This window comes from Actinomycetota bacterium (assembly GCA_035536535.1).
Classification (GTDB): domain Bacteria; phylum Actinomycetota; class JAICYB01; order JAICYB01; family JAICYB01; genus DATLNZ01.
This window is the reverse complement of sequence record DATLNZ010000169.1, coordinates 1-11,307: the sequence shown is the minus strand read 5'-3', so window position 1 is coordinate 11,307 and position 11,307 is coordinate 1. Positions and strand designations below refer to the sequence as shown.

At 67.5% G+C, this 11,307-nt stretch carries 12 protein-coding genes; 6 read left to right on the top strand and 6 right to left on the bottom strand.

The genetic code is table 11. The annotated features are described in order from the left end of the window. The 5 genes from dnaK to clpB all read left to right on the top strand — a co-directional run. Positions 1-1,810, top strand: a 1,810-nt coding sequence (gene dnaK / locus VNE62_11320) for a molecular chaperone DnaK (protein ID HVE92868.1), incomplete at its 5' end; no start/stop codon positions are given. Then, positions 1,807-2,466, top strand: a complete 660-nt coding sequence (locus tag VNE62_11315) for a nucleotide exchange factor GrpE (GenBank protein HVE92867.1) — start codon at positions 1,807-1,809, stop codon at positions 2,464-2,466. The genes dnaK and VNE62_11315, both read left to right, overlap by 4 nt. A gap of 3 nt (positions 2,467-2,469) precedes the next feature. Further along, entirely contained in the window at positions 2,470-3,567 is a 1,098-nt protein-coding gene (dnaJ, locus tag VNE62_11310) for a molecular chaperone DnaJ (protein HVE92866.1), read from the top strand. A 5-nt stretch (positions 3,568-3,572) separates the two neighbouring features. Continuing rightward, entirely contained in the window at positions 3,573-4,049 is a 477-nt protein-coding gene (locus VNE62_11305) for a helix-turn-helix transcriptional regulator (protein ID HVE92865.1), read from the top strand. Beyond that, positions 4,049-6,664, top strand: coding sequence for an ATP-dependent chaperone ClpB (clpB, locus tag VNE62_11300; protein ID HVE92864.1), 2,616 nt, complete (start codon positions 4,049-4,051; stop codon positions 6,662-6,664). Before VNE62_11305 ends, clpB begins: the two co-directional genes overlap by 1 nt. Positions 6,665-6,711: 47 nt before the next feature. Here clpB and VNE62_11295 read toward each other — a convergent pair whose 3' ends face one another. Next, a complete protein-coding gene (locus VNE62_11295; GenBank protein ID HVE92863.1) occupies positions 6,712-7,020 on the bottom strand; it encodes a hypothetical protein in 309 nt (102 codons plus the stop codon). A 162-nt stretch (positions 7,021-7,182) separates the two neighbouring features. Further along, entirely contained in the window at positions 7,183-7,500 is a 318-nt protein-coding gene (locus VNE62_11290) for a hypothetical protein (protein ID HVE92862.1), read from the bottom strand. A gap of 137 nt (positions 7,501-7,637) precedes the next feature. On the opposite strand from VNE62_11290, the gene phoU reads away from it, so the two are divergent. Then, positions 7,638-8,339, top strand: coding sequence for a phosphate signaling complex protein PhoU (gene phoU / locus VNE62_11285; GenBank protein HVE92861.1), 702 nt, complete (start codon positions 7,638-7,640; stop codon positions 8,337-8,339). Here phoU and pstB read toward each other — a convergent pair. The 4 genes from pstB to VNE62_11265 all read right to left on the bottom strand — a co-directional run. After that, on the bottom strand, positions 8,336-9,136 hold the full coding sequence (pstB, locus tag VNE62_11280; protein HVE92860.1) for a phosphate ABC transporter ATP-binding protein PstB: 801 nt from the start codon (positions 9,134-9,136) through the stop codon (positions 8,336-8,338). The two genes, phoU and pstB, sit on opposite strands and share 4 nt — an antisense overlap. 80 nt (positions 9,137-9,216) lie before the next feature. Then, positions 9,217-10,095 carry a phosphate ABC transporter permease PstA gene (gene pstA, locus VNE62_11275; protein ID HVE92859.1) on the bottom strand — a complete coding sequence of 293 codons (879 nt, stop codon included), beginning with the start codon at positions 10,093-10,095 and terminating at the stop codon, positions 9,217-9,219. Next, a complete protein-coding gene (gene pstC, locus VNE62_11270) occupies positions 10,095-11,054 on the bottom strand; it encodes a phosphate ABC transporter permease subunit PstC (protein ID HVE92858.1) in 960 nt (319 codons plus the stop codon). The genes pstA and pstC overlap by 1 nt, the downstream gene beginning before the upstream one ends. After that, a partial coding sequence (locus VNE62_11265) for a hypothetical protein (GenBank protein HVE92857.1) occupies positions 11,051-11,307 on the bottom strand: 257 nt, incomplete at its 5' end. The genes VNE62_11265 and pstC, both read right to left, overlap by 4 nt.

Sequence of the window (11,307 nt, the reverse complement as noted above, 5' to 3'; positions counted from 1 at the left end):
CAATTCCGTCGTCGGAACCGTCGAGGCCGGGGACCCGGTCGTCATCCCCAACGCCGAGGGGGCCCGGACGACCCCCTCGGTCGTGGCCGTCTCAAAGGGCGGCGAGGTCCTGGTGGGGGAGATCGCCAAGCGTCAGTCCATCACCAACCCCGACCGTACCGTCCGGTCCGTGAAGCGGCATATGGGCGAGAGCTGGAAGTTCACGGCCGACGCGAAGGACTACACCCCCCAGCAGATCTCGGCCTTCGTACTGCAGAAGCTCAAGAGGGACGCCGAGGCCTACCTCGGTGACTCCGTCGCCGAGGCCGTGATCACGGTCCCCGCCTACTTCAACGACGCCCAGCGCCAGGCCACCAAAGAAGCCGGTGAGATCGCCGGCCTGAAGGTCCTGAGGATCATCAACGAGCCAACTGCTGCCGCCCTGGCCTACGGCCTGGAGAAGAAGGGTTCCGCCGACGAGCGGATCCTGGTCTTCGACCTCGGGGGCGGGACGTTCGACGTCTCGATCCTGGAGATCGGCGACGGAGTCTTCGAGGTCAAGGCCACCCACGGCAACACACAGCTGGGTGGGGACGACTGGGACCAGCGGATCATCGACCACCTCGTGTCGGAGTTCAAGAACAACCACGGCGTGGACCTGTCATCGGATCGGATGGCGCTCCAGCGCCTGAAGGAGGCGGCGGAGAAGGCCAAGATCGAGCTGTCCCAGACCCAGGAGACGACGATCTCGCTGCCGTTCATCACAGCCACGGCCTCCGGGCCGCTGCACTTCGAGACCACTCTCACCCGGACTCAGTTCGAGCGCCTGACGGCCGACCTGGTTGACCAGCTGAAGGGCCCGTTCAACCAGGCGATCCGCGACGCGAAGATCGAGGCGAAGGACCTGACCCACGTGATCCTGGTGGGAGGCTCGACCCGGATGCCGATGGTCCAGGAGCTGGTCCGCGGCCTCACCGGCAAGGACCCCCACAAGGGCGTCAACCCCGACGAGGTCGTGGCGGTGGGAGCCGCCATCCAGGCGTCGATCATGAAGGGCGACATGAAGGACGTCGTCCTGCTCGACGTCACGCCGCTGTCGATGGGTGTGGAGACCAAGGGCGGCATCTACCAGAAGATGATCGAGCGCAACACCCACATCCCCACGCGCCGGTCCGAGACCTTCACCACCGCAGAAGACAACCAGACGTCCGTCGAGGTGAACGTCCTGCAGGGCGAAGGTGAGATGTCCACCTCGCCTGCCGTGAGGTCCCTCGGCCGTTTCCAGCTCGTCGGCCTGCCGCCGGCGCTGCGCGGGACCCCGCAGATCGAGGTCACCTTCGACATCGACGCCAACGGGATCGTGAACGTCTCGGCCAAGGATCAGGCCACCGGCAAGGAGCAGGCGATGACGATCACCGGAGGCACCGCCCTGCCGAAGGAGGAGATCGACCGCATGATGCGCGAGGCGACCGAGCACGCCGACCGCGACCGACAGCGCCGCGAGGAGGCCGAGGCACGCAACCAGTGCGACAACGCGATCTACAACGTCGAGAAGGTCCTGCGCGACTTCGGGGACAAGGTGTCCGATGACGACAAGGCCAATATCGAATCCAAGCTGCAGGCCGCGCGAGAGGCCCTGAAGGGAAGCGACGTGGCGGCCATCAACACAGCCACCCAGGAGCTCCTGCAGGCGTCCCAGCAGCTCGCTCAGCAGGCCTACTCGCAGTCGCAGGACGACGCCACGGCCGCCGGCGAGGGCGGTCCTAACGGTCAGCACGCCGCCGACGACGTCGTCGAGGGCGAGGTCGTGGACGAAGGGAGCGCTTCGTGAGCAGTCCGGTCGATCCGGACCGTCCGCGGGTCCCCGTCACGGTCCGTGACAAGCGGGCGCCGCGTGACGAGTCGGAGGCACCCGCCGGTCCTCCTCGGGACCTGAACGTCGAGCCGCAGGAGCCGCAGGAGCAGGCGGACCCGAGGTCCGGCCTGGAGGCCCAGCTGGAGGAGGTCCGGCGGCTTTCCGAGGACCGCCTCGAGCAGCTCCGCCGCGACCGTGCGGATTACGAGAACTTCAAACAACGCCTCGTGCGTGAGCAGTCCGAGGCCGGCGAGCGTGCGTCGCGGAGGATCATCGAGAGGCTTCTCCCGGTCCTGGACGACTTCGACCGCGCGGTCGAGGCTGCCGGTGCCCACGAGGGGGCCGCGCCGATCGTCCGGGGGGTCGAGCTGGCGGTGCGGTCGTTGCGCGACCTGCTCAAGTCTGAAGGACTGGAGCACGTGGAGGCCGAGGGGCAGCCGTTCGACCCCCAGCTCCACGAGGCGATGTCGTCCGTGCGTCAGGAGGATGTGTCAGAGCCGACGGTCCTCGGGGTGATCCGTCCCGGGTACAGCCTCAAGGGCCGGACGATCCGCCCCGCCCTGGTCCACGTGGCGGTTCCCTCCGAGGGGAGCGAATCGGCCGCCGAGCCCGCCCCGGAGGAAGGGGCGTAGGACGTGGCCTCCCAGTCCTGGATCAACAAGGACTTCTACGCCGCACTCGGCGTCTCCAAGGGCGCGACCGCAGACGAGATCAAGAAGTCGTATCGCAAGCTCGCCCTCCAGCATCACCCCGACCGCAATCCCGGCAACAAGCAGTCCGAGGAGAAGTTCAAGGACATGGCTGAGGCCTACGACGTCCTGAGCGACCCCAAAAAGCGCGCGGAGTACGACCAGCTTCGCGACGCCGTTGCGGCGGGCGGCGGGCGCGGCTGGCCCGGCGGGTTCAGAACCGACGACCTCGGAGACGAGTTTGATCTGCAGGACTTTCTTCAGACCGTGATGGGCGGGTCCGGCGGGGGATTCGGCGGCTTCGGACGTCGCGGCCGCCGCAAAGGCAGCGACGTGGAGACCACCGTCACCCTGTCGTTTGAGGAGGCGGCGCTGGGCAGCGAGCGACGCGTCTCGCTGGACCTTCCCACGACCTGCTCGGCCTGCGGTGGGTCCGGGGGCAAGAACCCGAAGACCTGTCCGCAGTGCTCGGGCCGCGGGACGGTGGCCAACAGCAAGGGTCCGTTCGCGATCTCGCAGAGCTGCCCCGGCTGTCGCGGCAGGGGGACCGTTTCAGACGATCCGTGCCAGGGATGCGGGGGGTCCGGGACACGCAAGGAGAGACGGGAGTTCACCGTGAAGTTTCCTGCCGGCGTGTCCGACGGCGCGCGAATCCGGGTGCGTGGCCGGGGCGAGGCGGGTTCGTCCGGAGGTGGGTCCGGGGACCTTTTCGTGAGGGTTTCGGTGGCGGCTCACCCGTTCTTCTCGCGAAGGGGCGACGACCTCACGATCACGCTGCCCCTCACGTTCGCAGAGGCCGCGCTGGGGGCCCAGGTGAAGGTTCCGACGCTGTCGGAGCCGGTGACCCTCAAGGTCCCCCCCGGGACGTCGTCCGGCAAGACTTTCCGGATCAGGGGCCGGGGAATCCCTCGCCGCGCCGGCGCCGGGGACCTGCTGGCAACCGTGCAGATCGCGGTGCCGCAGAAGCTTTCAAAGGCCGAACGTGACGCTGTGGAGAAGCTGGCGGCCTCCGAGGAGTCGCCCCGATCCCACCTGGGGGTGTAGCCAGGATGTCCGGAAGGAAGAGCAGCAGCGACGGGTCGCGGTCCGAGCAGCCGGTCTACGTGATCAGCGTGGCTGCGGAGCTGGCGGGAGTGCACCCGCAGACACTGCGCGTCTACGAGCGCAAGGGCCTTTTGCGCCCGACACGGACCACGGGCAACACGCGGCGCTACTCGGCCTCCGACATCAGGCGGCTCCAGCGGATCCAGGAGCTGACGCAGGACCTCGGTGTGAACCTGGCCGGCGCGCGGATGATCCTGGACCTCGAGGAGCAGCTGGACAGGGTGCGTCGGGAGCTGGAGCGGTCGGCTTCGCGCCTGCAGAAGTCCGAGGCCCGGCTGGCCGATGAGGTCAGAAGGATGGCCCGGGAGGCCGGTGCGATCCTGCCCGCGTCGGCGACCAACACGGACCTCGCCGCCATGCTCGAGGAGCTTCAGCGCAAAAACCGCCGGCCGATCCCACTGGGACCCGCCGCCACCTCCTGATGGACTTCAACAAGCTGACCCACAAGTCGCAGGAGGCCGTGGTGGCGGCCCAGACGCTTGCCGACGAACGCAACCACGGAGAGGTCGGGCCCGAACACCTGCTCCGGGCGCTGCTCGGACAGGCGGAGGGGCCCGTGTACCCCACTCTGCAGAAGCTGGGGGTGTCCCCGAGGTCTCTTCGTGATTCGGTCGAGACGATGCTGGATCGCCTGCCCCGCGCGTACACGCGCCGTGAGGCCGGGACGCCGGGTCAGGTCTTCGTATCGCCGGCCCTGAGTGCGGTCCTGGACAGGGCGCTTGAGGAGGCTCAGGCGCTCAAGGACTCCTACGTCTCCACGGAGCACATGCTGCTCGCCCTGTGCGCCGACGAAGGATCGACGGGTGCGGCGCTGCGCGAGGCGGGAGCCACGCGAGAGGCGGTCCTGAAGGCGCTGGTGGACATCCGCGGCGCCCACAGCGTCCAGGACCAGGATCCCGAGTCCAAGTACCAGGCGGTTGAGCGGTACGGCCGCGACCTCACCGAGCTGGCACGCAGGGCGAAGCTGGATCCCGTCATCGGCCGCGACGACGAGATCCGCCGAGTCGTGCACGTCCTGTCCAGGCGCACGAAGAACAACCCCGTGCTGATCGGGGAGCCCGGCACGGGCAAGACGGCGATCGCCGAGGGCCTGGCGCAGCGCATCGCGTCCGGCGACGTGCCGGAGTCGCTGAAGGACAAAAGGCTCATCTCGCTGGACCTGTCCGGGATGGTGGCAGGCACCAAGTACCGCGGCGAGTTCGAGGAGCGCATGAAGTCCTTCCTCAAGGAGGTCTCGGAGTCGGAAGGGCAGATCATCGTGTTCATCGACGAGCTGCACACCCTCGTGGGTGCCGGCGCCGCTGAGGGCGCCGTGGACGCGGCCAACATGCTCAAGCCGATGCTCGCCCGAGGAGAGCTGCGCGCCATCGGCGCCACCACCCTGGACGAGTTCCGCAAGCACATCGAGCGTGACCCGGCCCTGGAGCGCCGGTTCCAGCCGGTGTTAGTGGACCAGCCCTCGGTGGAGGACACGATTGCGATCCTGCGCGGCCTCAAGGAGCGCTACGAGGTCCACCACGGCGTGAGGATCACCGACTCGGCCCTCGTGGCCGCCGCGACCCTTTCCCACAGGTACATCTCCGGACGATTCCTGCCGGACAAGGCGATCGACCTCGTGGACGAGTCCGCGGCCCGGCTGCGCATGGAGATCGACTCCGTCCCGACCGAGATCGACGAGGTTCAGCGCCGTGTCCAGCAGCTCGAGATCGAAAGAGCGGCGCTGGGCAAGGAGTCCGATGCTCCGTCCCAGGACAGGCTCGAGCGGGTGGAGCGCGACCTGGCACAGCTCAACGAGCAGCTCAACGGGCTGCGTGCGCAGTGGGAGTCCGAGCGCGAGGCGATCGGGCGCATCCGCCGGCTGCAGGAGCAGGTCGAGGAGGCGCGCCTGGGGGCCGAGCAGGCCGAGCGCGACGGAAACCTGGAGAAGGCGGCCGAGCTGCGCTACGGCACCCTCGTGGCCCTGCAGCGCGACATAGACGAGGCGACGGCCCGGCTGGCCGAGGTTCAGTCCGAGCGCAAGATGCTCAAGGAGGAGGTGGACGCCGAGGACATCGCGGAGGTCGTCGCAAAGTGGACCGGCATCCCCGTCTTGCGCCTGATGGAAGGCGAGATGGCGAAGCTTCTGCGCATGGAACAGGACCTGCACGCGCGTGTCGTGGGGCAGGAGTCGGCGGTGGAGGCCGTTTCCAACGCCATTCGCCGCTCCCGCACGGGCCTGTCGGACCCCGACCGCCCGATCGGGCAGTTCCTGTTCCTCGGCCCGACCGGCGTCGGCAAGACCGAGCTGGCACGGGCCCTGGCCCAGTTTTTGTTCGACGACGAGAAGGCGATGGTCCGCCTGGACATGTCCGAATACCAGGAGCGCCACACGGTGTCGCGTCTGGTGGGCGCGCCGCCGGGGTACGTCGGCCACGACGAGGGGGGCCAGCTGACCGAGGCGGTGCGGCGGCGTCCGTACTCGGTGCTGCTGCTCGACGAGGTCGAGAAGGCGCACCAGGACGTGTTCAACGTCCTGCTGCAGGTCATGGACGAAGGACGCCTGACCGACTCCAAGGGCCGGACCGTGGACTTCCGCAACTGCATCCTGATAATGACGTCCAACCTCGGAAGCGAGCACCTGCTGGCTGCCGACGTGGACGAGTCAAGCGTCATGGAGGCCGTAAAGGGGTTCTTCCGGCCCGAGTTCCTCAACCGGCTGGACGAGATCCTGATCTTCCGTCGCCTGACGCAGGACCAGCTGCGGTCGATCGTGGACATCCAACTGCGGCGGGTGCAGGCGCGCCTGGTGGAGCGAGGCGTGACGCTGGAAGTGACGGAGGGGGCCAAGGACTGGCTCGCCCACGAAGGTTACGACCCGGTGTACGGGGCGAGGCCGCTCAAGCGGGTCATCCGCCGGGAGCTCGAGGACCGCATCGCCCGGAAGATGCTCGCGGGCGACCTGCAGGAAGGCGTCCCGGTCGTTGTGGACGTGGGATCCGACGGTCTCGAGGTCCGCAGCGGAGACCAACAGACGGCGGCTGCCCTGCCGTCGCCGTAGGGAACAAGCGAAAACCCCCGGACCGGGGTCCGGGGGCTTTCTGTGGTCTAGTAGATCTGCAGGTCGGGGGTCCCCCCGTCGTTGCAGGGGTCGCCGCTGTCCACACTCTGTGGCAGGGGCAGCCCGCCGTGCTTCCCGCCGCGCTGCAGGCCGGGGATGCCGTTGTTCTCGGCGTAGATCCAGTCCGGGACGTTGGCGTCCGTTATGTGGATCAGGTACAGCTTCGCCGGTCCGGCTTCGACCTCGGCGACTGTGCCGCGCACGCACGCGGCTGCCGAGGCGGGAGCCATCGCCGTTGCCGACACGGCCAAAACCGCGGCCGCCGTGGCCGCTGCTTTCTTGAGCTGCTTCTTCATGAACACCCTCCTCTGCGGGTAGTGACTCAAAGAGTTCGCCCACCCAAGGTCGATTCCTGCCTCGCACGCACGAGCTTGGAGCCAGTGAACCCGTCCGGGCCAGTTGCCTAGCAAGCAAAAAGGCCCGGGCCGCCAGGCCCGGGCCTTTTGGGAAACCCGTGACTACTGGATAACGCGGTCCGGGGTGCCACCGTCGTTGCAGTTGTCCTTGCTCTGCAGCGACTGGAGCGGCACGAGCCAGCCGTTGGTTCCGCCGCGCTGGAGGCCGGCGATGCCGTTGCTCTCCTCGTAGACCCACGGCTCGCTGGCCGCACCCTCTCCACGGATCTGGAGGTAGAAGGTCGAGCCGTTGGCCGAGATCTCCTGGTGCTGCGCCACAGGCAGGCACCCAGCCGCGGAGGCGGGGCCGGCGAAAAGACCGGTCGCGACGGCGGCCGTGGCCATCGCCACAAGGGCGAGGCGCTTGAGCTGCTTCTCCATGAGCAAACCCTCCTCATTGGGTTCGAGTTGACTCTGGTTTCGCCGTGGCGAGCGGAATTCCTGCCTCTGATCCAATTCGTCTGATCCGGGCCCCGCGGCGGGGTCGGGCAGTGACTGCGGAGGCGGTAGGCTGGACCGTGCGAAAAGCCTTCCGCGACGAGCTGGCCGAGGTCGAGACCCTGTGCGTTGAGGTGGCCGGCCAGGTCCTCCAGCAGCTGGAAAAGGCCATGCAGGCCCTCCTGAGCTTCGACGAGGAGCTGGGCGACGAGGTCGTCCGGGGTGACGACCCCATCGACCGCTGCTATATGGAGATTCGCAACAGGATCTTCACTCTGCTGGCCACTCAGGCCCCCGTGGCCGTGGACCTCCGGCTCGTCGCGGCCATGCTGCACATCAACATGCACCTCGAGCGCATGGGCGATCTCTGCACCACGATCGGCAAGGTCGTCCGTCTCGTGAAGGACCTGCCTCCGTCCGAGGCCATCCTGGGGGAGCTCAAGGAGATGGGGGCCCAGGCCGGAAGGATGATCGACGCCGCCTTCCGGGCGTTCTCCTCCCGCGACCTCACCGCGGCCCTGGGGCTGTCCCGGATGGACGACTCCATCGACCGGCTCAACCGCGGGCTGATCAAGGAGGTCGCGAAGGTGGCGGCCGACGACGAGACCACCATCGAGTGGGCCGCGAGGATGGTGCTCGTGAGCCGGCAGCTCGAGCGGCTCGGGGACCACGCCGTGGACATCGGCGAGGAGGTCGCCTTTTTGGTGACAGGGGAGTTCAAGGAGTTCACCGACGCCTCGCACAAAGGCGACATCCCCGGCTCCCGGGAGTCGGTGAACTAGCCGACGCGTCCGGTTACGTAGTCTTCGGTCCGTCGGTCGGCCGGCGTCGTGAAGATCTTCTGCGTCACGTCGTATTCCACCAGGATCCCGGTCCGGCCCCCGCTTTCGTCCACCTCGACCGTGAGAAACGCCGTCATATCGGCCACCCGGGCCGCCTGTTGCATGTTGTGGGTGACGATCAGGATCGAGTACTGCGACTTCAGATCCTGCATCAGGTCCTCGATGTGATTGGTGGCGATGGGGTCCAGGGCCGAGCAGGGCTCGTCCATCAGGATGACGTCCGGCTCCACGGCGATCGCCCGGGCGATGCACAGCCTCTGCTGCTGTCCGCCGGACAGGGAGTAGGCGTTCTTCCGCAACTTGTCCTTGACCTCGTCCCACAGGGCCGCCCGGCGCAGGGATTTCTCCACGACTTCGTCGAGGCTGCCCTTCAGGCCGTTGACCCGGGGGCCGAAGGCGACGTTGTCGTAGATGGACTTCGGGAAGGGGTTGGGCTTCTGGAAGACCATTCCGATGCGGCGCCGCACTTCTACGGCATCGACGCCGGGACCGTACAAATCGACGCCGTGGTACCGGATTTCACCCTGGACCCGTGCGGTCGGGACCAGGTCGTTCATCCTGTTGAAGCAGCGGATCAGAGTCGACTTCCCGCACCCGGACGGCCCGATGATCGCGGTTATGTGCTTGCGCGCGATGTCGAGGTTCAGTCCCTTCAACGCCGGAAAGTCGCCGTAAAAGACGTGGAGGTCTCGAACCTCGAAGACGTGGGCCGTCTTAGCCAGGATGTCGGCCGGCAATTCCTCTTTCCGATGTCCGTTCAAACGGGCGGGCTGCGGAAACGACTGTATTTGGTGAGCCATGACCCCGTGCGCCACCGCTACCACTCCCGACGGTAGCGGTTCCGCAGCCAGATCGCGAAGGCGTTCATCCCCAGCAGGACGACGAGCAGCACGATGCTCGCGGCGGCCGCTATCTCGTGGAACGCCTCCTGCGGCCGGATGGCCCAGCCCAGGATCTGGATCGGAATGGCCGTGAAGGTGTCGAAGGGGCCGCGGGGGTCGAACGCCACGAAAGTGAATGCCCCCAGCGTGATGAGAGGGGCGGTCTCGCCTATTGCCCTGGACAGCGCCAGGATCGTGCCCGTCATCACCCCGGGAATCGCCGCCGGCAGCACTTCGTATCGAACCGCCTGCCATCGGGTTGCCCCGAGTGCCATCGCGCCATCCCGGATGGCTCCCGGCACGGCCCGCAGAGCTTCCCGCGAGGCGATGATCACGATCGGCAGCACCAGGAGCGACAGGGTGAGTGCGCCCGCGAGGACGACCTTGCCGAGGTTCAGTCCCCGGACGAACAGGCCCAGGCCCAGCAGGCCGTAGACGATCGATGGCACTCCCGCGAGATTTGCGATGTTCGTCTCTATCAGGCGGGTCCAGCGGTTGGAGGGGGCGAACTCCTCCAGATAGATCGCCGCCCCCACCCCGAGCGGGACGGTCAGCACCGAGCAGAGACCCATCAGCCACAGCGTCCCGAGCAGGGGGGCCCGGAGCCCGGCGCGGCTGGCGAAGCGCGAGGCGTAGGAGGTGAAGAACTCAGGGCTGAGCCTGCCCGCGCCGTCCCTGACGATGTCCGCGACCAGGACGAGAAGGATCGCAATCGTTGTCGTGGCCCCCGCGAGCAGAACCCACCGAAATGCGCGGTCCTTCGTCCGGAGGGTGTCGGAACAGCGCAGCTCGGTGGGCGACAGCCGCGTTGCCATCAATACGCCTGCCTGAACTTCCGGACCAGGCGGATGCTCGCCACGTTGAGCGCCAGCGTCATCAGGAACAGGACGAGCCCGACCGCGAAGACGCCCTTGTACTCCAGCGACGTCTGCGGCGTGTCACCGAGGCTGGCCTGGACGATGTAGCCGGTCAGGGTCTGGATGCTGCGGAGCGGGTTGGCGGTCAGACGGGGGCTGGAGCCCGCGGCGATCGCGACGATCATCGTTTCACCGACGGCACGCGACAGCCCGAGCACCACGGAGGCCGCGATGCCCGACATCGCCGCCGGCAGGACGACGCGCAGCGAAGTCGTCATGCGGGAGGCGCCCAGCCCGAACGCCCCCTCCCTGAGCGAGCGGGGGACGGCGGCCATCGCATCCTCGGAGACTGAGGCGATGATCGGCACGATCATGATGCCGACCACCAGCCCGGCCGAAAGCCCGTTGTAGAAGTCGATGCGGTCGCCGAAAAGGGGCCTCAGCACGGTCTCGGTAACGAACGTCAGCGCGAAGTACCCCAAGACGACCGTGGGTATCCCGGCCAACACCTCGAGCGTGGGCTTCAGGCGGTTTCGGACACGGGGAGAGGCGTATTCCCGGAGGTAGATCGCGGTGGAAACGCCCAGAGGAACGCCTACAATCGCGCTGAGGACCCCAATCATCAACGTGCCTGACACCAGCGGCAGGACCCCGTAGGCCTTGGGCTCGATCAGCGCGGACCAGTTGGTGCCCGTGACAAAAGACCACACCGGCACCTCGCGGAAGAACTCAAACGCCTCAAAGGCCAGCGTGAGGACGATGCCCGCCGTCGTCAGGATCGACATCACGCCGCACGCGGCCAGCAACGCGCGGATCACCTTTTCGCCCGGCCGCGGCCGGTGGGAGAGGTCAACGGCCTGCGAGAGGGCGGGGTCTCCGCCCTCTCGCAGGCTCGTGGGAGCGGGAGTGGCGCTCACGCGCTCTTCGTTGCCTCCTTGAAGATGTTGCGGGCGTCCTCGGCCTTCTCCTTCGGCATGGATACGTAGCCGACGTCGCCGATCACGTCACCCACGCTGTCCAGATAGAACTCCACGAACTGCCTTACGTGGGGCTTGGCCACCGAGGCCTTGGACGCATAGATGTAAAGCGGCCTGCTCAAGGGCGTGTACTTGCCTGCCTCGATCGTCTGGTCGCTCGGGTCCACACACCCCGAACCCCCGTCGACGGCGA

What these genes read in the sequence shown, in the direction of transcription:
- VNE62_11305 (HVE92865.1), top strand. Translation starts at nt 3,573, where the DNA reads ATGTCCGGAAGGAAGAGCAGCAGCGACGGGTCGCGGTCCGAGCAGCCG.
- clpB (HVE92864.1), top strand. Translation starts at nt 4,049, where the DNA reads ATGGACTTCAACAAGCTGACCCACAAGTCGCAGGAGGCCGTGGTGGCG.
- VNE62_11295 (HVE92863.1), bottom strand. Translation starts at nt 7,020, where the DNA reads ATGAAGAAGCAGCTCAAGAAAGCAGCGGCCACGGCGGCCGCGGTTTTG.
- VNE62_11290 (HVE92862.1), bottom strand. Translation starts at nt 7,500, where the DNA reads ATGGAGAAGCAGCTCAAGCGCCTCGCCCTTGTGGCGATGGCCACGGCC.
- pstA (HVE92859.1), bottom strand. Translation starts at nt 10,095, where the DNA reads ATGGCAACGCGGCTGTCGCCCACCGAGCTGCGCTGTTCCGACACCCTC.